The sequence below is a fragment of the Burkholderia sp. 567 genome, from assembly GCF_040545115.1.
In the GTDB taxonomy this organism is placed as follows: domain Bacteria; phylum Pseudomonadota; class Gammaproteobacteria; order Burkholderiales; family Burkholderiaceae; genus Burkholderia; species Burkholderia ambifaria.
Map to the genome: position 1 here is coordinate 270,513 of NZ_JBEPLG010000007.1, position 24,637 is coordinate 295,149.

General features: G+C 69.0%; 19 protein-coding genes. 8 read left to right on the forward strand and 11 right to left on the reverse strand.

What is annotated here, in order from left to right:
• Nucleotides 1-4: 4 nt before the first annotated feature.
• Nucleotides 5-814 (reverse strand): helix-turn-helix transcriptional regulator, encoded by an 810-nt coding sequence (locus ABIC50_RS21610; protein WP_011657642.1) that lies wholly within the window; start codon nt 812-814, stop codon nt 5-7.
• Between the two features lie 183 nt (nt 815-997).
• Here ABIC50_RS21610 and ABIC50_RS21615 point away from each other — a divergent pair, with 183 nt between their 5' ends.
• Nucleotides 998-1,750, forward strand: a complete 753-nt coding sequence (locus ABIC50_RS21615; RefSeq protein ID WP_126228316.1) for a class I SAM-dependent methyltransferase — start codon at nt 998-1,000, stop codon at nt 1,748-1,750.
• A gap of 142 nt (nt 1,751-1,892) precedes the next feature.
• Here the strand turns inward: ABIC50_RS21615 and ppc are convergent, their stop codons facing one another.
• On the reverse strand, nt 1,893-4,889 hold the full coding sequence (gene ppc / locus ABIC50_RS21620) for a phosphoenolpyruvate carboxylase (protein ID WP_175660250.1): 2,997 nt from the start codon (nt 4,887-4,889) through the stop codon (nt 1,893-1,895).
• 217 nt (nt 4,890-5,106) lie between these two features.
• On the opposite strand from ppc, the gene hemC reads away from it, so the two are divergent.
• Genes hemC through ABIC50_RS21635 form a run of 3 tightly spaced genes read left to right on the forward strand, consistent with a single transcriptional unit; the run spans nt 5,107 to nt 9,250 of the window.
• The gene (hemC, locus tag ABIC50_RS21625; protein WP_175665039.1) at nt 5,107-6,093 is read left to right on the forward strand and encodes a hydroxymethylbilane synthase; all 987 of its coding nucleotides are present in this window, start codon (nt 5,107-5,109) and stop codon (nt 6,091-6,093) included.
• Complete coding sequence (gene hemDX / locus ABIC50_RS21630; RefSeq protein ID WP_354166741.1) at nt 6,093-8,060, forward strand: fused uroporphyrinogen-III synthase HemD/membrane protein HemX; 1,968 nt, start codon at nt 6,093-6,095, stop codon at nt 8,058-8,060. The genes hemC and hemDX overlap by 1 nt, the downstream gene beginning before the upstream one ends.
• A gap of 2 nt (nt 8,061-8,062) precedes the next feature.
• Nucleotides 8,063-9,250 (forward strand): heme biosynthesis protein HemY, encoded by a 1,188-nt coding sequence (locus tag ABIC50_RS21635; RefSeq protein ID WP_011657637.1) that lies wholly within the window; start codon nt 8,063-8,065, stop codon nt 9,248-9,250.
• A 65-nt stretch (nt 9,251-9,315) separates the two neighbouring features.
• Here ABIC50_RS21635 and ABIC50_RS21640 read toward each other — a convergent pair whose 3' ends face one another.
• From ABIC50_RS21640 to ABIC50_RS21655, 4 genes are all read right to left on the reverse strand, one after another.
• Entirely contained in the window at nt 9,316-9,453 is a 138-nt protein-coding gene (locus ABIC50_RS21640; RefSeq protein ID WP_354166743.1) for a hypothetical protein, read from the reverse strand.
• A gap of 43 nt (nt 9,454-9,496) precedes the next feature.
• Nucleotides 9,497-10,801 carry an MFS transporter gene (locus ABIC50_RS21645; RefSeq protein ID WP_354166744.1) on the reverse strand — a complete coding sequence of 435 codons (1,305 nt, stop codon included), beginning with the start codon at nt 10,799-10,801 and terminating at the stop codon, nt 9,497-9,499.
• Nucleotides 10,802-10,947: 146 nt separating this feature from the next.
• Nucleotides 10,948-11,706: an SDR family oxidoreductase gene (locus ABIC50_RS21650; protein ID WP_126228310.1), complete on the reverse strand. Its 759-nt coding sequence runs from the start codon at nt 11,704-11,706 to the stop codon at nt 10,948-10,950.
• A gap of 75 nt (nt 11,707-11,781) precedes the next feature.
• Nucleotides 11,782-13,221: an aldehyde dehydrogenase family protein gene (locus ABIC50_RS21655; protein ID WP_011657634.1), complete on the reverse strand. Its 1,440-nt coding sequence runs from the start codon at nt 13,219-13,221 to the stop codon at nt 11,782-11,784.
• Nucleotides 13,222-13,429: 208 nt separating this feature from the next.
• Between ABIC50_RS21655 and ppa the strand changes: the two genes are divergently transcribed.
• Nucleotides 13,430-13,957, forward strand: coding sequence for an inorganic diphosphatase (ppa, locus tag ABIC50_RS21660; protein WP_006753432.1), 528 nt, complete (start codon nt 13,430-13,432; stop codon nt 13,955-13,957).
• A gap of 55 nt (nt 13,958-14,012) precedes the next feature.
• Here ppa and ABIC50_RS21665 read toward each other — a convergent pair whose 3' ends face one another.
• Together ABIC50_RS21665 and ABIC50_RS21670 are read right to left on the reverse strand one after the other, a co-directional pair.
• The gene (locus tag ABIC50_RS21665) at nt 14,013-14,897 is read right to left on the reverse strand and encodes a GIY-YIG nuclease family protein (protein ID WP_354166746.1); all 885 of its coding nucleotides are present in this window, start codon (nt 14,895-14,897) and stop codon (nt 14,013-14,015) included.
• A 49-nt stretch (nt 14,898-14,946) separates the two neighbouring features.
• Nucleotides 14,947-15,981, reverse strand: a complete 1,035-nt coding sequence (locus tag ABIC50_RS21670; RefSeq protein ID WP_354166749.1) for a helix-turn-helix transcriptional regulator — start codon at nt 15,979-15,981, stop codon at nt 14,947-14,949.
• A gap of 149 nt (nt 15,982-16,130) precedes the next feature.
• Between ABIC50_RS21670 and ABIC50_RS21675 the strand changes: the two genes are divergently transcribed.
• A complete protein-coding gene (locus ABIC50_RS21675) occupies nt 16,131-18,377 on the forward strand; it encodes a glycoside hydrolase family 3 C-terminal domain-containing protein (protein ID WP_354166751.1) in 2,247 nt (748 codons plus the stop codon).
• Nucleotides 18,378-18,448: 71 nt separating this feature from the next.
• Here ABIC50_RS21675 and ABIC50_RS21680 read toward each other — a convergent pair whose 3' ends face one another.
• Complete coding sequence (locus tag ABIC50_RS21680; protein ID WP_354166753.1) at nt 18,449-19,627, reverse strand: GNAT family N-acetyltransferase; 1,179 nt, start codon at nt 19,625-19,627, stop codon at nt 18,449-18,451.
• Nucleotides 19,628-19,736: 109 nt separating this feature from the next.
• Between ABIC50_RS21680 and ABIC50_RS21685 the strand changes: the two genes are divergently transcribed.
• A complete protein-coding gene (locus ABIC50_RS21685) occupies nt 19,737-21,470 on the forward strand; it encodes an NAD+ synthase (protein WP_354166756.1) in 1,734 nt (577 codons plus the stop codon).
• An 83-nt stretch (nt 21,471-21,553) separates the two neighbouring features.
• A complete protein-coding gene (locus tag ABIC50_RS21690; protein ID WP_006398637.1) occupies nt 21,554-21,892 on the forward strand; it encodes a P-II family nitrogen regulator in 339 nt (112 codons plus the stop codon).
• A gap of 158 nt (nt 21,893-22,050) precedes the next feature.
• Here the strand turns inward: ABIC50_RS21690 and ABIC50_RS21695 are convergent, their stop codons facing one another.
• Complete coding sequence (locus ABIC50_RS21695; protein ID WP_175660240.1) at nt 22,051-23,136, reverse strand: porin; 1,086 nt, start codon at nt 23,134-23,136, stop codon at nt 22,051-22,053.
• Between the two features lie 570 nt (nt 23,137-23,706).
• Nucleotides 23,707-24,633: a LysR family transcriptional regulator gene (locus ABIC50_RS21700; RefSeq protein ID WP_354166758.1), complete on the reverse strand. Its 927-nt coding sequence runs from the start codon at nt 24,631-24,633 to the stop codon at nt 23,707-23,709.
• Between the last annotated feature and the right edge of the window lie 4 nt (nt 24,634-24,637).

Below are 24,637 nucleotides of genomic sequence, written 5' to 3' on the forward strand. Positions count from 1 at the left end.
CACTTCAATCGCGCACCAGCACGACGAGCTTCAGGTCCTCGCGGTGCGCGGGCTTCAGCGTGATCTGCTGGTACACGAGCCGGCCGTCGGCCGGATGGTCGAACTCGCGCAGGCCGCCTTCGCGCTCGAACACGTCCTGCGACGCCCAGTACTGTGCGAACGCGTCGCTGCCGGCCATCAGCGCGTCGATCAGCGCGCGGGTCGGCGCGTCGGCGAGGTGGCGGATCGAGTCGGCGCGGAATTCGGCCGCGAGCCGGCGCGCGCGGGTTTCCCAGTCGACGATCAGCGTGCGCGCGGCCGGCGCCATGAACGTGAAGCGCAGCAGGTTGCGGTCGTGCTCGCCGTCGAGCCAGCCCGTGAACAGCGCGGCGGCCGGCGCGTTCCACGCGAGGGCGTTCCATTGCCGGTCGAGCACGTAGGCGGGCGTGGCGATCGCGGCGACGGTCGCCGCGAGCGTCGGCGGCAGGTCGCCGGCCGCGACGTCGGGCTCGGCCGGATCGCGCTGCGCGGCCAGCTCGAACAGGTACGCGCGTTCGGCCTTCGACAACTGCAGCGCGACGGCGATCCGCGCGAGCGCGTCGGCCGACGCCGACACCGGGCGCCCCTGCTCGATCCACGTGTACCAGGTCGGACTGACGCCGCACAGCTGCGCGACTTCCTCGCGCCGCAGCCCCGGTGTGCGGCGGCGCGGGCCCGGCGGCAGGCCGACGGCCTGCGGCGACAGCCGTTCGCGGTGCGCGCGGATGAATTCGCCGAGCGCGCGGGCGGGCGTCGCGTCGAGCGGCGGGGTGGGGGCGGAGGACGGCTGGTTCATGCGGAAAACGGCTGAAACGACAAAAAAGGGCGCGGGATGCGCGGCGAAGATCGGGCCGGAAATCAGGCAGGTGTAACAAATACCAGAATAACCGCTTAACTTGTACTGGTACAAGCGCGGCCCTATTGTAGCGATTCGCGCGCTGACAGGCAGCGGGCGCCCCACCCAACGAAGGAGCGAACGATGAAACACCACGACCAGGTCGCCGACGCATTCGGCACGACGGCCGCCGCCTACCTGACGAGCACGGTCCACGCGACGGGCGCCGATCTGCAGGCGCTGGCGGACGCCGTGCGCGCGACGCCCGACGGCGCGGTGCTCGATCTCGGCTGCGGCGCGGGCCACGCGAGCTTCGCGGTCGCGCCGCACGTGCGCGACGTGGTCGCCTACGATCTCGCTGCGCCGATGCTCGCGACGGTCGACGCCGCCGCGCGCGAGCGCGGGCTCGCGAACATCCGCACGCAGCAGGGGCCGGCCGAGCGGCTGCCGTTCGACGCGGGCACCTTCGACTGGGTGGTCAGCCGGATGAGTGCGCACCACTGGCACGACGTGCGTGCGGCGCTCGCCGAGGTGCGCCGTGTGCTGAAGCCGGGCGGCCGCGTGCTGATGATCGACATCGCGGGCAACGACCATCCGCTGCTCGACACGTATCTGCAGGCGGCGGAAGTGCTGCGCGACGCATCGCACGTGCGCGACTACCGTGCCGACGAATGGGTCGCGATGTTCCGCGGCGCCGGTTTCGATGCACAGGTGCAAAGCCGCTGGCGCCTGCCGATCGATTTCGACACGTGGGTCGAGCGGATTCGCACGCCGGCCGACAGCGTCGCGGGCATCCGCGCGCTGTGGGCGCATGCGCCCGACGAGGTGCGCGGCTACTACGCGGTGCAGCCGGACGGATCGTTCGAGCACGATGCGTTGCTGATCGACGCGCGATGAATCGGCGGCACGGCGGCCGCGTCGTCGCCATCGTGCCGTAGCGCCGTCCGATGAAAAAAGCCGCGATACGCGTGACGCGCGTATCGCGGCTTTCGTATCGCGATGCCTGCGCGGCGCGGGGCGGACCCGCGCCGCGCGCGGATCAGCCCGTGTTGCGCAGGCCGGCCGCGATCCCGTTGATGGTCAGGTGAATCCCGCGGCGCAGCCGCGCGTTCGTGTCGCCCGCGCGGTGACGCTTGATCAGCTCGACTTGCAGGTGGTTCAGCGGATCGAGATACGGGAAGCGGTTCTTGATCGAGCGCGCGAGCAGCGGGTTGGTCGCGAGGCGGCCTTCGTGCCCGGTGATTTCCGCGAGCGCCTGCGACGTGCGCTCCCATTCCGCGACGATCCGCTCGAACACGTGCTTGCGCAGCTTGCGGTCGGCGACCAGCTGCGCATAGCGCGACGCAACCGCGAGATCGGTCTTCGCGAGCACCATGTCCATGTTCGACAGCAGGTTCGCGAAGAACGGCCAGGTCTTGTTCATCTTCTTGAGCAGCGTCAGGCGCTTGGTGCGTTCGGCCGCGTCCGGTGCGCCGTCGAGATACGCGCTCACCGCGCTGCCGAAGCCGTACCAGCCCGTCAGCAGCAGCCGGCACTGACCCCACGAGAAGCCCCACGGAATCGCGCGGAGATCCTCGATCTTGCGGTTCTTCGGATCCTGCAGCTTGCGCGAGGCCGGGCGGCTGCCGATGTTCAGCTCCGCGATCTCGGTGATCGGCGTCGACGAGAAGAAGTAGTCGGTGAAGCCGGGCGTTTCATAGACGAGCGCGCGGTACGACGCCATCGCGGCGTCCGACAGCGTCTGCATCGCGGCTTCGAACGCGGGCAGTTGCGCGGGCGCGTTCGACTGCGGCAGCAGCGATGCCTCGAGCGTCGCGGCGACCACCGTCTCGAGGTTGCGCCGGCCGATTTCGGGGTTCGCGAACTTGCTCGCGATCACCTCGCCCTGTTCGGTCAGGCGGATCTGGCCGTTCACGGTACCCGGCGGCTGCGACAGGATCGCCTGGTAGGTCGGGCCGCCCCCGCGGCCGACCGTGCCGCCGCGGCCATGGAACAGCCGCAGCGTGATCTTGCGTTCGCGGAACACGTCGACGAGCGCGAGTTCGGCGCGATACAGCTCCCAGTTCGACGTCAGGAAGCCGCCGTCCTTGTTGCTGTCCGAGTAGCCGAGCATCACCTCCTGCTCGGCGCCCTGATGCGCGATCAGCGCGTCGATGCCCGGCAGCGCGAAGTACTCGCGCATGATCCGCGCGGCGTCGCGCAGGTCGGGGATCGTCTCGAACAGCGGGATCACCATCAGGCCGTTCTTCGCATGGCTGCCGAGCGGGCCTTCGAGCAGCCCCGTTTCCTTCTGCAGCAGCAGCACCTCGACGAGGTCGCTGACGGTTTCCGTATGCGAGATGATGTAGTTGCGCACCGCGCGCGCGCCGAACTGCGCGCGCACCTCGCGGGCCTTCTCGAACACGCCGAGCTCGCTCTGCGCGAGCGCCGAGTATTCGAGGTACGGCGAGCGCAGCGGGCGCGGATCGGCGAGCGCGGCCAGCAGCACGCGCAGCTTGTCTTCCTCGGCGAGCGCCGCGTAGTCGGCTTCGACGCCGGCACGCGCGAACAGCTCGGCGACCACGGCTTCGTGGATGTCGGAGCTCTGGCGCAGGTCGATGCTCGCGAGATGGAAGCCGAACACTTCGGCCGCGCGCACCAGCGGCGTCAGGCGCGGCGCGGCAAGCGACGCGCCGTGGTGTTCTTCGAGCGAGGCGGTCAGCACCTTCAGGTCGGCGACGAACGCTTCGGAATCCGCGTACGGAATCGCGCGCACCGGCGGCGCGCCGCGGCCCGCGCTGCGCACCGGCACCGTGCCTTCGCCAAGCCGCACGCGCGCGCTGGCGGCGAGCCGCGTGTAGATGCCGATCAGCGCACGGCGATACGGTTCGTCGACGCGGTGCGGCGACTGGTCGGGGGAGGCTGCCGCGAGCGCCTTCACCGCGTCGTTCGCGCCGACCAGCAGATTTGACACCGACAGCTCGGCGCCGAGCTTGTGCACCTGCTCCAGATAATGTTCGAGGATCACCGCGGCCTGGCGGTTGATCGCTTCGTCGAGCGTCGGGCCGGTGACGTTCGGGTTGCCGTCGCGATCGCCGCCGATCCAGCTGCCCATCTGGAAGAACGCGGGCACGCGCGCCGGCAGGCCGTGCTCGGCGAGCGCGGCCTCGATGTCGCCGTACAGCGCGGGCAGCTCGTCGAGGAACGTCGCGCGGTAGTACGACAGCGCGTTCTCGATCTCGTCGCCGACCGTCAGGCGCGAGTCGCGCAGCATGCGGGTCTGCCACAGCGCGGTCACGCGCGCGCGCAGCATCGATTCGTTGTACGAGCGTTCGCGCGCGGTGAGCGGCTGGTCGCGTTCGGCGAGCAGCCGCGCGATATCGTGCTGCGCGTCGAGGATGCTCTTGCGCTGTACTTCGGTCGGGTGCGCGGTCAGCACCGGCACGATCAGCGCATCGTCGAAGAAGCGCTGCAGCAGGCGCTTCGACGCGTTGCCGGTCGTTTTCAGCTGTTCGAGCGCGTACGCGACCGTGCCGGGCTGCGGCGCGGAGCCGGCCAGCGCGTGGATGCGGCGGCGGCGGTTATGGTGGCGGTCTTCCGCGATGTTCGCGAGGTGCGAGAAATAGCTGAACGCGCGCACGACGCTCACCGTCTGCTCCGGCGTCAGCTTGCGCAGCTTCTTTTCCAGGGTTTGCGCGGCTTCGCTGTCGTCTTCGCGACGGAACTTCACCGCGGTCTGGCGGATCGTTTCGACGACGTCGAACACGGTGTCGCCTTCCTGTTCGCGCACCACGTCGCCGAGCAGGCGGCCGAGGAAGCGGATGTCCTCGAACAGCGGGCCGTCCTTGTCCTCGCGGGTGCGCACGCCGGGCTTCGCCGTGCGGGCGGCCGGGCCGGAAGCCTTGATTGCGCGTTTTGTCCGAGGTATCGGGTCTTTCGGTTTCGTTGCCGTTTTCGCACGGCCGTTCGCGGCGGTGGCGATGGTACCCGTCTGGGCATCGGAGGAGGGCAGGGCAGCATTGCGGCGCGTCGTACGCGCCGATCCGGAAGACTTCACGATGGGTTTCCTTGGGAAAGCTCGAGTCAAAAGGGACTGCGGGGACTGCGGAAACTACGGGAACTGCGGTCAAGCAACCAGCTACGTGCGGCACATCCGCGCATCGGTGTCGCCGCCCGCGCCGAAGCGCGGCGGGCGTGGGCTCCGGGCCCGGGCGGGCCGAAGCGTGCGTGCTACCATTGTTCGATCTTCCATCCCGTCCTTCGATGTTCCAGCAATGAATTCCGAGACTATTTCGGCACAAGCCCCTGCGACGCTGACGATTGCTTCGCGCGAGAGCCGCCTGGCGATGTGGCAAGCCGAACATGTGCGTGATGCGCTGCGCAAATTATATCCAGCTTGCGACGTGAAAATCCTCGGGATGACGACCCGTGGCGACCAGATTCTCGATCGTACGCTGTCGAAGGTCGGCGGCAAGGGCCTGTTCGTGAAGGAGCTGGAGAATGCGCTCGCCGACGGTCGCGCCGATCTGGCCGTGCATTCGCTGAAGGACGTGCCGATGGCGCTGCCCGACGGCTTCGCGCTCACCGCGATCATGGAGCGCGAGGATCCGCGCGATGCGTTCGTGTCGAACGACTACGCGTCGCTCGACGCGCTGCCGGCCGGCGCCGTCGTCGGCACGTCGAGCCTGCGTCGTGAAGCGATGCTGCGTGCGCGCTATCCGCACCTCGACGTGCTGCCGCTGCGCGGCAACCTCGACACGCGCCTGGCGAAGCTCGATCGCGGCGACTATGCGGCGATCATTCTCGCGGCCGCGGGCCTGAAGCGCCTCGGCCTCGAAGCGCGAATCCGTACACTGATCGACGTCGAGGACAGCCCGCCCGCCGCCGGCCAGGGCGCGCTCGGCATCGAAATCGCCGCGCACCGCACGGACGTCGCCGCATGGCTCGCGCCGCTGCACGACCCGCAGACCGCGCTCGCGGTCGAGGCCGAGCGGATGGTGTCGCGCGCACTCGGCGGCAGCTGCGAGGTGCCGCTCGCCGCGCACGCGGTGTGGCGCGCCGGCGAGCTGTACCTGACGGGCCGCGTGTCGACGACCGACGGCCAGCGCGTGCTGACGGCCGAGGAGTGCGGCGCGGTCATGACCGTGGCCGATGCGCTCGCGCTCGGCCGCGCGGTGTCCGACGAGCTCGAGGCGCAGGGCGCGCTCGACATCGTCAACGCACTGCTGGCCGCGTCGCAGGCCGGCAAGGGCGACGCCTGATGGCGGGCGGCGCGCGCGCGTTCACCGCCGTCCTGACACGTCCGGACGGCCAGTCGGCCGGACTCTCGGCCCAGCTGGCCGAGGCCGGCTGCGACGTGCTCGAATTCCCGCTGATCGACATCGCGCCGGTGGACGATCCGGCGCCGCTCGACGCCGCGTTCGCGGCGCTCAATCGTTACGCGCTGGTGATCTTCGTGTCGCCGAACGCGATCGACCGCGCGCTCGCGCAATACGGCGCGATCTGGCCGAATGCGCTGCCGGTCGGCGTCGTCGGCCCGGGCAGCGTCGCGGCGCTCGAGCGCCACGGGATCGCCACGCCCGCGCATCGCGTGATCGCGCCGCAGGCGCCCGCCGACGGCGGCGTGCCGCATTACGATTCGGAAAACCTGTTCGCGAGCATCGAGGCCGCGTTCGGCGGCGCGCAGGCGCTCGCCGGCAAGCACGTGCTGATCGTGCGCGGCGACGGCGGGCGCGAATGGCTCGCCGAGCGGCTGCGCGAAGCCGGCGCGAACGTCACGCTGGTCGCCGCGTACCGGCGCGTCGTGCCCGAGCCGCGCGTCGGCGCGTGGGAACGCGTGCATGCGCTGCTCGCCGGCGCACCGCACGCGTGGCTCGTCACGAGCTCCGAAGGCGTGCGCAACCTGCACGAACTCGCGCGCACCCATCTGAACGACGTCGAGATCGAAGCGCTGAAGCATGCGCCGCTCGTGACGCCGCACCCGCGCATCGAGCAGACCGCCCGCGCACTGGGTTTTGATAGGATTACGCTGACCGGCGCGGGCGATGAGCGCATCGTCCGCGCGTTTCGAACGATGGCCGACGAGGCCGTCCAACCGGCGACAGCCGCACCGGTGACTAAACGCATGACAGATACCAACGATTCCAAAAGCGTCGCTTCCCAGCCGGCCGCTGCATCCGCGCCGCCGTCCAGTCCCCCTTATCTCGCGCAATCGCCCGCGCGCCGCGGCAGCAGCGCGGCGCTGTGGTTCGTCGTCGTCGTGCTCGGCTGCGCCGCGGGCGTGGGCGCCTACGCGCTGAACCGCAAGGTCGACCGGCTCGACGCGACGTTCGTCGCGCGCCAGAAGGCGCTCGACGCGCAAACGGCCGAGACCCGCATGAAGACCGAGCAGGCGCTCGCGGGCACGCACCAGGTCGACACGCAGCTCGCGCAGCTCGACGGCAAGCTCGCCGATGCGCAGAGCGCACAGCAGGCGTTGCAGCAGCAGTACCAGGACCTGTCGCGCAACCGCGACGCGTGGATGCTGGAAGAAGTCGACCAGATGCTGTCGAGCGCGAGCCAGCAACTGCAGCTCACCGGCAACACGCAGCTCGCGCTGATCGCGCTGCAGAATGCCGACGCGCGCCTCGCGACGTCGCAGAGCGCGCAGGCCGTCACGGTGCGCAAGGCGCTCGCGCAGGACATCGAGAAGCTGAAGGCCGCACCGTCGGCCGACCTCACGGGCCTCGCGATCAAGCTCGACGACGCGATCGCGAAGATCGACGCGCTGCCGCTGTCGGGCGAGGCGATCGTTCAGCACGCGGCGCCGAAGGCCGCGCCGGCCGATGCCGCATCGTCGGTCGCGGCCGACACGCCGCGCTGGAAGGTGTGGTGGCATGACTTCTCGGCGGGCCTCGGCGAGCAACTGAAGGGCCTCGTGCAGGTGCGCCGGATCGACAATGCGGACGCGATGCTCGCGTCGCCCGACCAGGGCTACTTCGTGCGCGAGAACGTGAAGCTGCGCCTGCTCACCGCGCGGCTGTCGCTGCTCTCGCGCAACGACACCGCGATGAAGGCCGACCTGCATGCGGCGCAGGCGTCGCTCGGCAAGTATTTCGACCCGGCATCGAAGGACACGCAAACCGTCCAGGATCTGCTCCGGCAGGTCGACGGCGCATCGCTGACGGTCGCGGTGCCGAACCTGAACACGAGCCTGAACGCCGTTCAGCAGTTCAAGAGCCGGGGGTAACGATGACGCTTCGAGGAATCGTCTGGCTCGCGATCCTGTTCGGGATCGCCGCGGCCCTCGCCACCGTCGGCCGTTTCGACGCGGGGCAGGTGCTGCTCGTCTATCCGCCGTACCGGATCGACGTGTCGCTGAACCTGTTCGTGATCGGCATCGTCGTGCTGTTCATCGTCGTGTACGCGCTGCTGCGCATCGTGCGCAACATCTGGCGCATGCCGCAGCGGGTCGCCGCGTATCGTGCGCGTTCGCGTAACGAGAAGGCGCAGGCGTCGCTGCGCGATGCGATCGCGAACCTGTATGCGGGCCGCTTCTCGCGCGCCGAGAAGGCCGCGCGCGACGCGCTCGCGGTCGATGCGAACCAGGGCGCCGCGAGTCTCGTCGCGGCGACCGCCGCGCACCGGATGCACGAGTACACGCGCCGCGACGACTGGCTGTCGAAGGTCGACGCGCCCGAATGGCAGGACGCGAGGCTGCTCGCCGCGGCCGACATGCGCGCGGATGCACGCGATGCCGACGGCGCGCTCGCCGCGCTGGCCGACCTGCAGGCGGGCGGCAAGCGCATCCATGCGCAGCAGGTCGCGCTGCGCGCGCAGCAGCAGTTGAAGAACTGGGCCGAGGTGCTGAAGCTCGCGAAGGCGCTCGAGAAGCGCGAGGCGCTGCATCCGGCCGCGGCCGTGCGGCTGCGCCAGCAGGCGGCGGAGAACCTGCTGCGCGAACGCCGGCACGACCCGGACGCGCTGCTCGAGGTGTGGCAGTCGCTGTCGCCGCTTGAGCGTCAGTCGCCGCGCCTCGCCGATCTCGCGGCCGAACTGCTGGTGCCGCTCGAGCGTCGCCCCGAAGCGCGCCGTATCGTCGAGGAAGCGCTCGCGCACAACTGGGATGCGCGGCTGCTGCGTCGCTATCCGGATACGGCCGGCGCCGATGCGCTGCCGCTGATCCAGAAGGCCGAAGGGTGGAAGAAGGATCACCCGGACGATGCCGACCTGCTGTTCGCGCTCGGCCGTCTCTGCCAGCAGCAGCAGCTGTGGGGCAAGGCGCAGTCGTTCCTCGAGGCCGCGCTGAAGCAGGCCGACAACGAGGCGCTGAAAGTGCGTGCGCACCGCGCGCTCGCACGCCTGTTCGAGCATCTCGGCGAAACCGACAAGGCGGCGAAGCACTACCGCGAAAGCGCGCTCGCGATCACCGTGGTCTGACGCGGCGGCGGTCTTCTGCCGCGCGTGGAAATGCCCCGAACGCCGATTGGCCTTCGGGGCATTTTTTATTCGGCGCCGCGTTGCAGGGCGGCCCGGATGCCGTGGTTCGCGCGCTTTTGCGGCACGGCGGCCGCGAGCCCGCCGTGGAGCCGGTAGACGTCGTCGTACGGCGGACCGGCGCGGGGCGACCCGGTCGGCTTCATGCTCGCGTGCGAATGCGAGTGCGACGAGGTCACGCCCACCGCATCACTTGTCGACGAGCCGCTTCGGCACCGACAGCGCGAGCAACCCGCCGAGCACGAGGAACCCGGCGAGCATGTACATGCCCGCGTCGTTGGCGCCCGTCGCCTGCTTGAGCCAGCCCATCAGGTACGGGCTCAGGAAACCCGCGAGGTTGCCGATCGAGTTGATCATCGCGATGCCGGCCGCGGCCGCCGCGCCGCCGAGGAACGCCGTCGGCAGGCTCCAGAACAGCGGCAGCGTCGTCAGGATGCCCATCGTCGCGAGCGTGAGGCCGAGCATCGCGAGCGCCGTCTGGTGCGCCCAGATCACCGACAACACGAGCCCAAGCGCGCCGAACGCGGCCGGAATCGCCAGGTGCCAGCGTCGTTCGCGCCGCTTGTCCGCGCTGTGCGCGATCAGGATCATCGCGACCACCGCCGCCGCATACGGAATCGCCGACAGCAGGCCGATCATGAACGTGTCGACCACGCCGGTCGCCTTGATGATCGTCGGCAGCCAGAAGCCGACGCCGTACAGGCCCATCACGAACGAGAAGTAGATGAGCGCCATCAGCCACACGCGCGGGCTCGACATCACCGCGCCGATCGGCAGGTCCTGCTTGGTCGCTTCCTCCGCGTCGACGTTGCGCGCGAGCAGCGCCTTTTCGTCGTCGGTGAGCCATTTGGCCTTCGCGATCCGGTCGTCGAGCGCGAAGAACACGAGCACGCCGGCCAGCACCGACGGGATCCCTTCGAGCAGGAACAGCCATTGCCAGCCGTGCCAGCCGCTCACGCCGTTGAACGCCTTCAGGATGAAGCCGGAGATTGGTCCGCCGATCACGCCGGACAGCGCGACCGCGGTCATGAAGAAGGTCGTCATCCGGCCGCGCCGGTGCGCGGGATACCAGTAGGTGAGATACAGGATCACGCCGGGGAAGAAGCCGGCTTCCGCGACGCCGAGCAGGAAGCGCATCACGTAGAACATCGCGGGCGTCGTGACGAACATCGTCAGGATCGAGATCACGCCCCAGGTCGCCATGATGCGCGCGATCCACACGCGCGCGCCGACCTTGTGCAGGATGATGTTGCTCGGGACTTCGAACAGGAAGTAGCCGAAGAAGAAGATCCCGGCACCGAGCCCGTAGACGGTGTCGCTGAGATTCAGGTCGCTCGCCATCTGCAGCTTCGCGAAGCCGACGTTCACGCGGTCGAGATACGCGACCACGTAGCACAGCAGCAGGAGCGGCGTGAGCCGCCACGACACCTTGCGGTAGGTTGCTTCCTCGAATGCGCCGGACGAGCCCGGCAGCGACTGCATCGATGTAGCCATGTTGTCTCCTGTCCTTGTCTTGTCATGTGCCGGAGCCGGCGCGTCGGCGCCCGGTCCGGTGTGTTGCGAAGCAATGCCGATGCGTGGATGCACCCCTGCGCGGATGCGCGCGCCGATGCTGGCGCGGCGCAATCGCGGTCGTGCGGCTAGATGCAGCGCCCGCCGTCGACTTCGAGACAGACGCCGGTGATGAACTCGGCTTCGTCGGATGCGAGGTACAGTGCCGCGTTCGCGATGTCCTGCGGCGTCGAGAAGCGGCCGAGCGGAATCGTCGCGAGGAACCGGCGGCGATTCTCCGGCGTGTCCTCGCAGCCCATGAACTCGGTCATCAGGCCCGTCTCGCCAAGCACCGGGTTGATGCAGTTCACGCGGATCCGGTCGGCGCCAAGCTCGGCCGCGAGAGACTTGCTCGCGGTGATCATCGCGCCCTTCGTGCTGTTGTACCAGACGAGGCCCGGGCGCGGCCGCACGCCGGCCGTCGATGCGACGTTCACGAACACGCCGCCGCCCTGCGCGCGGAAATACGGCACCAGGGTCTGGACGCTCCAGAACAGGCTCTTCATGTTGACGGCGTACACGCGATCGAACTCGGCTTCCGTCACGTCGAGCACCGGCTTGTTGCGGTGCGTGGTGCCCGCGTTGTTCACGACGATCTGCACCGAATGGAAATCGTCGAGCGCGGCCTGCAGCAGCGCGCGCCAGTCGGCGTCCCTGGACACGTCGCCCGCGACCGCGATCGCCTTGCCGCCCGCCAGCGCGATCTCGCTCGCGACGCGCTCGGCCGCCGCGCCGTTCAGGTCGTTGACGACGACGTTCGCGCCTTCGCGCGCATAGGTCTTCGCGATGCCCTCGCCGAAGCCCGAGCCGCCGCCGGTGACGATGGCCGTCTTGCCGCTCAACCGCATGGTGTGTCTCCTCTGTTGGATGCGTGCGTGGTGTGTCGGTGCGCGGCCGATCGTTGCCGGCCGCGTGCTGCGGGTTCAGCCGTGCCGGATCGCGATCGTCTTCAGTGCGGTGAAGCCATACAGCGCCTCGAAGCCTTTCTCGCGGCCATGGCCCGAGTGGCCGACGCCGCCGAACGGCAGTTCGACGCCGCCGCCCGCACCGTAGTTGTTGATGAACACCTGACCGGCGCGCAGGCGCCGCGCGAGACGCAGCTGGCGCGCGCCGTCGCGTGTCCAGATGCCTGCGACGAGGCCGTACGGCGTGCCGTTCGCGAGCGCGACCGCTTCCTCCTCGTCGACGAAACGCATCGCGGCGAGCACCGGGCCGAACACTTCCTCCTGCGCGAGCCGGTGCGACGCCGGCACGTCGCGCAGCAGCGCGGGGGCCTGGTAGAAGCCGCTTTCGGGCGCATCGGCGACGACCTGGCCGTGCCCTGCCATCGGAATGCCGTCGTGCTGCGCGTCGGACAGGAAATCCCACACGCGCTGCTGCTGCTTCGCGTTGATCAGCGGGCCGCAGTCGAGATCCGCGCGGCTCGGGCCGACCCGCAGCGCGTTGAACGCGGTGGCGAGCCGATCGACGAGCGGCTCGTACACCGCATGCTCGATCAGCACGCGGCTGCCGGCCGAGCAGGTCTGCCCACCGTTCTGCACGATCGCCGACACGAGCACGGGCAGCGCCGCTTCGAGATCGGCGTCGGCGAACACGATCTGCGGCGACTTGCCGCCGAGCTCGAGCGTGACGGGCACGTGGTTCTCGGCGGCCATCTGCGTGACCAGCTTGCCGGTCGCGGGCGAGCCGGTGAACGAGATGTGGTCGATGCCGGGGTGGCGCGCGAGCGCGGCGCCCGCCTCATGGCCGTAGCCGGTGACGATGTTGAGCGCACCGGCCGGCAGCCCGGCTTCGGCGGCCAGCTCGGCGACGCGCAGCACCGACAGGCACGCATCCTCGGCCGGCTTCACGACGCACGCGTTGCCGGCCGCGAGCGCCGCGCCGACGCTGCGCCCGAAGATCTGCATCGGGTAGTTCCACGGCACGATGTGGCCGGTGACGCCGTGCGGCTCGCGCACGGTCAGCACCGTATAGCCGGCCTGATAGGGGAGGGTCTCGCCGTGCAGCTTGTCGGCGGCGCCCGCGTAGAACTCGAAATAGCGCACGAGCGCGGCGGCATCGGCACGCGCCTGCTTCAGCGGCTTGCCGGTGTCGCGCGCCTCGATCGTCGCGAGTTCCTCGAGATGGTCGGCGACGCGCGCCGACAGCCGCATCAGCACGCGGCCGCGCTCGGCGGCGCTCGCCGCGCCCCACGGGCCCACGAACGCTTCGCGGGCCGCGGCGACCGCGCGCTCGATGTCGGGGGCGGTGCCGCGCGCGATCGTCGCGAACGGCTGGCCGTCGGAGGGATCGACGACCGGGATTGTCTCCAGCTGCGCGGGCAACGTCCATTCGCCCGCGATGAAGTGCTTCGCTTCTTCCATGCCTGCTCCTCGGGTCCGATGCTTCGCGGCGACGGACGACGTCGCCCGTGGTTCGGTGGCCGGACATCCGGAACGATTATCGCGCCGATCGTCATCCGGACGCCACCGGTCGATTGGCTATAATGGCGCATTCCCTGCGGGGACGCCCGCGGCGGTGCAGCGCCCGCGGCGCCCCTGTCCCGAATTCCATCGACCAACAGAGAGCGCTATGAGCTTTAATCATGTTCCGGCCGGCAAGGACCTGCCGCACGATTTCAACGTGATCATCGAGATCCCCGCGCAAAGCGATCCGGTGAAGTACGAGGCGGACAAGGAACTGGGTCTCCTCGTCGTCGACCGCTTCATCGGTACCGGCATGCGTTACCCGGTGAACTACGGCTACATCCCGCAGACGCTGTCGGGCGACGGCGATCCGGTCGACGTGCTGGTGATCACGCCGTTCCCGCTGCTGGCCGGCTCGATCGTGCGTTCGCGCGTGCTCGGCATGCTGCAGATGACCGACGAGTCGGGCGTCGACGCGAAGCTGGTCGCCGTGCCGCACGACAAGGTCTGCCCGATGACGGCGAACCTGAAGTCGATCGACGACGTGCCCGAATACCTGAAGGACCAGATCAAGCACTTCTTCGAGCAGTACAAGGCGCTCGAGAAGGGCAAGTGGGTGAAGGTCGAAGGCTGGGCCGGCATCGACGCCGCGCACAAGGAAATCACCGACGGCGCCGCGAACTACAAGAAGTAAGCCCGTTGGCCGGCTTCGCGCCGGTTCGTTCGGAACGCAAACCGCGCGTGTCTCCTCAGGAGGCCGCGCGGTTTTGTTTTGTGCGCACGGTTTTCCGGCGGGCGGGCGCGGACGCCTGCGGGCGTGGGGTGGCCGGTGCCTGCTTCGTGCGTTTCGCGCGGGGCGGGGCAGCGGGTGACGTGGCCGCCTGGGTCGCTTCGGTCGCTTCGGCGGGCGTGGTCGGACGGCGCCGCGTCGGTGGGGAAGCGGCGTCTTCGCGTGCGTTCGCTGCCGGTTTGCCGACGGCGGCCGATGCCTTCCTTTTTGGCGACGCGGCTGAAGGCGGGCCGGCCTTCTTTACCGGCGTACCACGCAACGGCGTCTTTTTTGCGGCGGCGTCGCCGTCGGCTTTCGCCCGTTTCGCGTCCGGTGCGGCCCGATTCGATTGCGTCGACTTCGACGCTTGCTTGCCTTTCGCAGGCTTCGCCGTATCCAGCGTCTTCACCGCCTTCACCGTCTTCGCGGCCGCTGCAGGCCCGGCGACTTTCCCCGCCTTCGCCTTTTTCCCGGCAACCGGTTCGGTATCAGCCGCGTTCGCCGCATCGTCGAGGTCTTCCGCGCGCCCCTTCTTCGGCCCGCGCGCCATCGCCTTCGGCCCGGCCGCATCGTTGCGCCCGTCGAGCGCAACCACCGCCGGCAACACCGATTCGAGCGTGCGCAAGCCGGCCGCCAACTCGCGCTTTTTCGCGGGCGTGAGCCGCTTCACCCAGTATTCGGCGCGCGACGCGCTGGACCGGTCGGGCAGCGGAAACGCCGCGAGCACCGCGCGCGGCTTGCGCGAGCGTGTATAGCGCGCGCCCTTGCCGGACGCGTGTTCGTCGAAGCGCGCGGCGACATCGGTCGTGATGCCCGTGTAGACGCTGTCGTCCGCGCATTCGATCAGATACAGAAACCAGGACATGGCAGGGCGGCGGGATGCGAAGCCGCCAGTGTCTCAGAAAAAGCGTGCGTCAACGCCACCGGTCGCCGTGCCCGTCGCGAAAGCGGCTCGGCGCCGCGCCGAGTTCGCGCGTGAAGAAGCGCGTGAATGCGCTCGTCGAACGGAAGCCGACGCGCACGCCGATCTCGCCGATCGGCAACTGCGTATTGAGCAGCAGGTCGCGCGCCTCGCCGAGCCGCGCCTGCGCGACGAGCGCATGGAAACCGACCGCTTCGCGATTGAGCCGCCGGCGCAGCGTCCAGCGCGACATCGCGAAGCGCGTGCACACGTGCTGCATCAGCGTATCGGTCGGCACGTCGGTATCGTCGGAGGTACGCAGCCAGTCGCGCACGCATTGTTCGACCGACGCGCCGAACGTTGAGCATGCGCGCACGCGCTCGCGCGCGGCGTCGGCCGCATGACGCTGGATGCCGGCGAGCGGCGCGTTGTAGCGCTCGAACGGCGTGTCGAAGTGCGCGGAGCGCAGCACGATGCGGTTGTGCGCGGCCTCGAATGCCACCGGTGCGCCGAGCATGTCGCGCAGCGCGGCAACGGGCGCGAACGCGCGGCCGGCGAATTCGGCGTCGCCGATGCGCACGTGCGGATCGTACAGGCGCGCAAGCGCCGCGAGGATCGCGAGATTGGCGAACGCGCTGCCCGCGTGCCGGCCGTCTCCTTCGTTCACGTACTCGAGCGCGATCGCGTCGCCTCTCTCGTGTGCGAAGACCCAGTCGACGTTGCCGATCAGCTCGCGATAGCGCAGGTAGCCGTGCAGCGCGCCGCGCAGCGTCGCCGCGTTGCACGTGATGCCCGCGAGCTCGGGAAACGGCACGAGCCAAGGCACGACCTGCGGTGGCGGGCGATGCCACGACAGCGGCCAGCCGCTCGTCAGCTGCATCGCGGCCACGTGCCGGTCGCCGGCGATGCGGCGCGTGTCGTCGGCGAGCTCGGCCGGCCCGATGCCGAGCGTCTCGTAAAGCGCGGCGGGATCGATGCCGTTTGTGCGCGCGTCCTCGCACAGCCAGCGGTAGATCCGCACGGATACCGATTTCTGTCTCAACTCCATGTCTGCCCCCTGTCGTCATGCCGTTCGGGTTTGTCCCCGCTGCGAGAGGTCAACGCATGCTCCTGCCGGTCAAGCGTGGTGACCGGTCGATTTTTAGACTCGACGCTGGAGTTTGGCGACCAGTACAACAGATCGATTCTGGAGGATCAATGAAAATTTCGCTGTTCCGGTGTTCGACGATTGCGTCCGCATGTGCGCTCACGATGCTGCTCGCGTCATGCGGCGGCGACGACGTCCATGCGCCGGCCGACCCCGAGGCGGCGGCCGACCAGCGCGCGGCCGCACTCGTCGCGCAACTGACGACCGACGAGAAACTGCAGCTCGTGCACGGGACCGGCATGCCCGCGCTCAACTTCGGCGGCCCGTTTCCGGCCGACGCGTTGAACGGCGCAAGCTACATCCCGGGCGTGCCGCGGCTCGGCATTCCGGCGCTCAGCAGCGCCGATTCGGCGGGCGGCGTGAACGTGAAGAATGCGCGCGTGACCGCGCTGCCCGCGCCGGTCGCGCTCGCGGCGACCTGGGATCCGGCGCTCGCGGGCACCTACGGCACGCGCATCGCGCTCGAATTGCGCGCGCTCGGGTTCGCGGAAGGGCTCGGCGGCGGCGTGAACCTCGCGCGCGAGCCGCGCAACGGCCGCACCTTCGAATACATGGGCGAGGATCCGGTGCTCGCGGGCACGCTGAGCGCCGCGCGCACGCAGGCCACGCAGGCGCAGAAGGTGATCGCGACGATCAAGCATTTCGCGTTCAACGACCAGGAAACCAACCGGATGACGGTCGATTCGGTCGTCGACGAGCGGACCATGCGCGAGGCCGAACTGCTCGCGTTCGAGATCGGCGTGAAGGACGGCCAGCCGGGCAACGTGATGTGCTCGTACAACAAGCTGAACGGCGTGTATGCGTGCGAGAACCCGTATCTGCTGACGATCGTGCTGAAGAACGAGTGGGGCTTCAAGGGCGTCGTGCAGTCGGACTGGGGCGCGACGCATTCGACGGTCGCGGCCGTGCAGGCCGGGCTCGACGAGGAACAGCCCGGCGCGGCCGACGACGGCAACGCGCCGCTCGGCTCGTACTTCAATTCGAAGCTGCGCGCGGCGCTGCAGGCCGGCAGCGTGTCGGCCGCGCGGCTGAACGACATGGTGCAGCGCAAGCTGCGCACGCTGATCCGCATCGGCGTGATGGACGCGCCGCCGAAGCCGGGCGGCGCGATCGACGAAGCCGCCGGCAATGCCGACGCGCTCGCGATCGCCCGGCAAGCGGCGGTGCTGCTGAAGAACGCGGCCGCGCCGGGCGACACGCAGTCGGTGCTGCCGCTGGCCGCCGGCACGCTCAAGTCGGTCGTCGTGATCGGCGGGCACGCGAATGCGGGCGTGCTGTCGGGCGGCGGCTCGGGTGCGGTGCCGGCGATCGACGGCAACGCGGTGACGTCCTGTCAGCAACCGGCCGACATGCTGTTCGGCGGGTGCGCGACCTGGTACAAGTCCGCGCCGCTCGCGGCGATCCGCGCGAAGGCGCCGAACGCGTCGGTCAGCTATCTCGACGGGACCGACGCGAATGCGGCGGCCACCGCGGCCGCGCAGGCCGATGTCGCGATCGTGTTCGCCACGCAGTGGCAGACCGAAGGCCTCGACCTCGCGAGCCTGTCGCTGCCCGATGCGAAGGCCGACCCGTACAACCAGCAATACGACCAGAACGCGCTGATCGCCGCGGTCGCCGCGAAGGCGAAGCGTGTGATCGTCGTGCTCGAGAACGGCAGCCCCGTGCTGATGCCGTGGCTTGCCAACGTGCACGGCGTGCTCGACGCATGGTACCCGGGCGCGCAGGGCGGCCAGGCGATCGCCGACCTGCTGTTCGGCGACGCGAATCCGTCGGGCCGGCTGCCGTTGACGTTTCCGAAGCAGGAGGCCGATCTGCCGCAGCCGACGATCGACCCGTCGAATACGCAGAACGTCTATGCGGAAGGGCTCGCGTACGGCTATCGCTGGTTCGACGCGAAGGCGATCGAGCCGCTGTTTCCGTTCGGCTACGGGCTGTCGTACACGACGTATGCGTTGTCGGCGATGTCGGCGCGGGCGGATGCAGCGGGCAACGTGACGGTCGGCGTGACGGTGACGAACACGGGCACGCGTGCCGGTACGCACACGGTGCAAATCTATGCAGCGCTGCCCGCGTCGCTCGGCGAGCCGCCGAAGCGGCTCGTCGGCTGGACCCGGGTCGCGCTGCAGCCGGGCGAGGCGCGCACGGTCAGTGTCGCGGTGCCGGCGCAGCGCTTCGCGGTGTGGGATGCGAATGCGCACGCATGGCGGATCGGCGCGGGCAGCTACGGGCTGTCGGCGGCCGCGTCGTCGCGTGACCCGCAGGCGCTGTCGCAGACGGTGACGCTCGCCGCGCACTGAGCCGGCCGCGGTCGTGCGGCATGCGGCGAGGCCATGCGCGGCGTCGCCGCATGCCGGTATGCCGGGTGACGCTAGCCGGTGCGGTGCCGGAACGGATCGTGTTCGCGAAGTTCGTCGACGTACGCGTGGATATGCTCGGTCTCGCGTGCGAGAAAATGCGCGACCGCATCGGAGAACGCCGGATGCGCGAGCCAGTGCGCGGAATGCGTGACGGTCGGCAGGAAGCCGCGCGCGAGCTTGTGCTCGCCCTGCGCGCCGCCCTCGAACGTGTCGAGCCTGGCCTCGATGCAGAATTCGAGCAGCTGGTAGTACGCCGTTTCGAAATGCAGGCAGGGCACGTGCTCGAGCGCGCCCCAGTAGCGGCCGTACAGCGTGCCGCCGCCGTTCGCGCCGCGCCGGTAGACGGCGAGCGAGCTCGCGATCGGCCGGCCGTCGGCTTCGGCGATCACGAGCAGCAGGTTCTCCGGCATCGTCGCGCCGATCGCGCGGAAGAAGTCGAGATTCAGGTACGGGCTCGAGTAGTGTTCGCGGTAGGTCTGCCGGTAGCAGCGCGAGAAGAAGCGCCAGTCGGCATCGGTGATCCGGTCGCCGGTGAGCCGCCGGAACGTGACGCCGGCATCGTGCACCTTGCGCCGTTCGGCGCGGATGTTCTTGCGCTTCTTCTGCTCGAGCGTGCCGAGGAAGTCGTCGAAGTCGCGGTAGCCGTCGTTGAGCCAGTGGAACTGCACGCCTTCGCGCAGCATCATCCCCAGCGATTCGAGCAGCCGCGCTTCGTCGCCGGTCGGGAACAGCACGTGCAGCGACGACACGTCGCTCTGCTCGGCGAACGCGAGCAGCGTGGCCGCGAGCCGGCGGCGTGCGTCGTCGTCGGCCGCGAGCAGGCGCGTGCCTTGCACGGGCGTGAACGGCACCGCGCACAGCAGCTTCGGGTAATAGGACAGGCCGTTGCGCTGGTATGCGTCGGCCCATGCCCAGTCGAACACGTATTCGCCGTACGAATGCTGCTTCGCGTAGACGGGCGCGGCGGCCGCCAGCCGCCCCGTGCGTGGATCGGTCAGCGTGACGAAGTGCGGCGACCAGCCGGTGTCGTCGACCGCGCAGCGCGCGACGTGCAGCGCGTCGAGGAATTCGTGGCGCAGGAACGGCGTCGGCTGCGCGTCGCGTTCGAGCAGCGCATTCCATTCGTCGGCCGGCACTTCCGCGGGGGACGACAGGATGCCCGTGCGATAATCGATGCGTTCGTGTTTCAAGCGTGAATCCGTACTGTTGGATGCCGCCGGATGCGTGCCGCCATGGCCCGCGTCCGGGACGTTTTCGTCAGCCGTTCAGGGCGCGCCGCCGGGCTGCGCCGATCCCGTCATGAAGACCCGACTCGCTCTCGCCCAGATCAACGTCACCGTCGGCGATTTCGCCGGCAACGTCGCGCGGATCGTCGCGGCCGCCCGCGCCGCGCACAACGATGGTGCGCAGCTGATGGTCGCACCCGAACTCGCGCTGTCCGGCTATCCGCCGGAAGACCTGCTGCTGCGGCCCGCGTTCTACGCGGCGGCCGCTGCCGCGCTCGATACGCTCGCCGACGCGCTGCGTCCGTTCGACGGGCTCGCGGTGCTGGTCGGTCATCCGTTGCGCGGACTACCGGGCAGCGGTGCGGGCAGCGACCCGGGCGACGATGCACGCGCGCCAGCCGTCGATGGTAATGCAAACCGCCCGATCGAGCGCGGCGTGCCGCCGGCCGACACCTACAACGCGGTGTCGCTGATCGTCGGCGGCGAGATCGCCGGCACCTACCGCAAGCAGGATCTGCCGAACGCCGACGTGTTCGACGAGAAGCGCTATTTCGCGACCGACGCCGAGCCGCTCGTGTTCGAGCTGAACGGCGTCAAGTTCGGCGTGATCATCTGCGAGGACGCATGGCATGCGTCGGCCGCGCAGATCGCGAAGGCCGCCGGCGCGCAGGTGCTGCTGATCCCGAACGGTTCGCCGTACCACATGAACAAGGACGCGCTGCGCATCGACATCCTGCGCGCGCGCATTCGCGAGACCGGGCTGCCGATGGTGTACGTGAACCTCGTCGGCGGCCAGGACGAGCTCGTGTTCGACGGCGGCTCGTTCGTGCTCGACGCGCAGGGCGCGCTCGTCGCGAAGATGCCGCAGTTCGACGAAGGGCACGCGATCGTCGAATTCGACGGCGCGCGCCCGCTGCCCGGCGCGATCGCCCCCGCGCTGCCGGTCGACGCGCAGGTCTATCGCGCGCTCGTGACCGGCGTGCGCGACTACATCGGCAAGAACGGCTTTCCCGGCGTGCTGATCGGGCTGTCGGGCGGCGTCGATTCCGCGCTGGTGCTCGCGGTCGCATGCGACGCGCTCGGCCCCGAGCGCGTGCGCGCGGTGATGATGCCGTCGCGCTACACGGCCGACATCTCGACCACCGACGCGGCGGAGATGGCGCGGCGCGTGGGCGTGCGCTACGACGAGATCGCGATCGCGCCGATGTTCGACGCGTTCCGGGCGGCGCTCGCGGACGAATTCGCGGGCCGCGCGGAGGATGCGACGGAAGAGAACATCCAGGCGCGCATCCGCGGCACGCTGCTGATGGCGCTGTCGAACAAGTTCGGCTCGATCGTGCTGACGACCGGCAACAAGAGCGAGATGGCGGTCGGCTACTGCACGCTGTACGGCGACATGGCCGGCGGCTTCGCGGTGATCAAGGACATCGCGAAAACGCTGGTCTACCGGCTGTGCCGCTATCGCAACGCGACCGCCGACTACGGGCAGCGCGACGTGATCCCCGAGCGGATCCTCACGCGCGCGCCGTCGGCCGAGCTGCGCGAGAACCAGACGGACCAGGACAGCCTGCCGCCGTACGACGTGCTCGACGCGATCATGCGGATGTACATGGAGGAAGACCGTCCGCTCGCGGAGATCGTCGCGGCCGGTTATGCGGAGGCCGACGTCGCACGCGTGACGCGGCTCATCAAGATCAACGAATACAAGCGCCGCCAGGCGCCGATCGGCATTCGCGTCACGCATCGCGCGTTCGGGCGCGACTGGCGCTATCCGATCACGTCACGCTTTACCGAACGTCTCGACTGAGCGGTGCTGGGCCGTACGCGGCCGGCCGGCTTACAATCGGGATCGCGATTGTGCATCCAAACGAGCATTGAGGGACAACCATCATGAAACGCATCACCGCCATCATCAAGCCGTTCAAGCTGGACGAAGTCCGCGAAGCGCTCGCCGAAGTCGGCCTCACGGGGCTGACCGTGACGGAAGTGAAGGGCTTCGGCCGCCAGAAGGGTCACACCGAGCTGTATCGCGGTGCCGAATACGTCGTCGACTTCCTGCCGAAGATGAAGATCGAGGTGGTCGTCGCGGAAGCGCAGGTCGACCAGGTGATCGACGCGGTGATCGGCGCGGCGCGCACGGGCAAGATCGGCGACGGCAAGATCTTCGTGTCGGACGTCGAGCGCGTGATCCGCATCCGCACCGGCGAAGAGAACGAAGCGGCGGTCTGAGCGCTGCATTCGGCCAATCAGGTCGATCGGCCCGCGGATCGCACGATCCCGGCCCGCCAATAAAAAACGGTGCGATACCCGGGTGGGTACCGCACCGATACGCGCCTCTCGCAGCAGCGTGGAAAGTGTTGTCGAATCGTTCTCTGGACGGCGCCTGATCAGAACAGGTGCTGGATGCCGGCGTAGACGCCGGTCTGGCTGCCGCCCGGATGCGGGTTGCCCGTCGATACCGCGGTGCCCGCACCGTTCGCGTTCAGGCCGAAGTTGGCCGTCGAGCTGTTGCGCACCGTCGCGACCTGCACGTCGAACAGCGTGCGCTTCGAGATGTTGTACGAGCCGCCGACCGTGTAGATGTTCGCGTTGCCGCCGCCGTGGTTCGCATTCACGTGGTACACGGCTGCGATCAGCGCGGCCGCCGGCGTGGCCTGCCACGTCACGCCGCCCCAGACCTGCTGGGTGCCGGTGATGCCGTTGTTGACGGCCGGGCCGCCGCTGCCGTCCGCGTGCGACGACTGATAAGCCGCTTGCAGCTTGAACTGGCCGAGGAACACGTTCAGGCCCGCGAAGTATTCACGCGAGTAGTTGAACACGTCGGAGAAGCGGCCGTTGCTGTCGCGCGTTTCGTCGTAGATGCCGCGCACCTGGAACAGCGAGTTGGTGTACGTGACCTGCGCACCGGCTGCACGGCCCGGCTGACCGGCCGTCGTGTTGCCGTTGAAGCTGGTCGAGTTCGAGAACGCGAACTGGCCGTAGAAGTCGAGGCCGTAGAACTGCGGCGACTGGTACGACACGTTGTTGCTGGTCTTGTTCCAGTTGCGGCCGCGCACGAGCGATGCCGACGACCAGCTCGACTGGCCCAGCGGATCGAAGTCCCACACGCCGTTCGCGATCGCGAGTTCGCGACCCAGCAGCAGCGTACCGTAGCGGTCGTTGGAGATGCCGACGGTCGCGAAACGATCCCAGATCGAGCCGCTCGTGCCGAGCCCGCCGTTCATCGTGTTGAACGCGCCTTCGAGGTGGAACAGGACCTTGTTGCCGCCGCCGATGTCCTCGCTACCCTTCAAGCCCCACAGGCTCGTGCCCCAGTCGCCGCTTTCCGCGCGCACTTGGTGGCCGTTCTGCAGGCCGTTCAGGTACTCAAGGCCGGCATCCAGGCGACCGTACAGCGTGACGCTGCTCTGCGCGTGCGCCGTAACCACCCCAGCAGCCATCAGCGCGGCCGCGACCAAAGCTTTCTTCATCATCTCCTCCATACCCTGTCAAAAAGTCAACCCAGACTGCACGAGATGCCCGGCGCGGCGAGCGTCGGGCAAAAGCGAAAAGCGGGATAACCAGGGAGACCTCGTGCAGGCCGGTAAGCGCGGCACGCGGGCAAGCGGACGGAAAAACCGTTGAGCGGTCCCGCGCGGCCGGGTCGGCTTGCGGGGTCTCCTTGTTGTGTCGTGAAGCTAAACTACATTTCACGAACTTCGTTTTGCTACTTTGGTTACTAATTTAGCAAAAATACAATTTTGTGGCGACCGAAATCGTTGTTTGACTAACACGTGTCGCCAATTTGCCATGCAACAGAGTGCGCGGCGGTCGCGCGGAGGCGCGCCGGTTGCCGTAAACCCTTGTCCGGCAAGGAAGACACGGATTCGGCGGTGTGGGGTCAAGGATTGCCACTATTGACGTTGCAGAGGCGCGGGCGTAAGCGTCGGAGCGGCGAAATTGGTAAGTATTTCGTAATAAATTCGGCATGGCCCAACGGCGCCGGGCCGCCTCTGCAATGGCTCTGACACTGGGGCCATCGACCGCGGACAAGCGCGCCCGGCTCAACCCTGCGCGGGTCGCGCATCGAGCAATTGCGCGCGGATCCATCGGTGCGCGTCGGTGCGTGCGTGCTTCGCGTGCGAGTAGACCTTCACCGTGTAGCGCGGGATCTCGAACGGCGCGGGGAAGATGCGGATCGGCGCCGCGTGGCGCAGCGCCTGCGCGGCGCGGTTCGGCACCGTCATCAGCAGCGTCGATTCCGCGATCGCGAACGGTGCGGCCAGCACGCTCGGCAGCTGCACGGCGACCTGCCGCGCGAGGCCGAGCCGGTCGAGCACGTAGTCGATGACGCCGCGCGACTCGTTCCACGGCGTGACGACCACGTGGCGTGCCGCGAGATACTGGTCCAGCGTCAGCCGCCGACGGATGTCCGGATGCGCGGCGCTCGCAATCACCACGTAGTCGTCCGAGAACCAGTCGAAATCCTCGATGCCCGGCGAGTCGGCGGTCGACTCCTCGTGATAACCGAGCGCGAAATCGATGCGGCCGGCCGCGAGCTCGTCGATCGAAATCTTGCGCTCGGAATGGACGACGCGAATCCGCAGCCGCGGCGCGACCCGCTCGATGCGCGCGAGCAAGGCCGGCAGCACGGCGAACGCCGTGTAGTCGCTCGCGGCGAACACGAACGTGCGGTCGCTTTGCGCGGGATCGAAGCGGCGCGCGCGGGCGAGCCCCTTCGACATCGTGTCGAGCGCGTCGCCGGCCCAGGTGGCGATGTCGTCGGCGCGCACGGTCGGCTGCATCTCGTTGCCGAGCCGCACGAACAGCGCGTCGCCGATCGCGTCGCGCAGCCGCGCGAGCGCGTGACTCAGCGCGGACGGGCTCATCGCGAGTTCGTGCGCGGCCGCGGCCACCGACCGGTGGCGGTACAGCGCGTCGAACGCGAGCAGCAGGTTCAGATCGAGACGGCGCAGATCGGGATGCATCATGTTC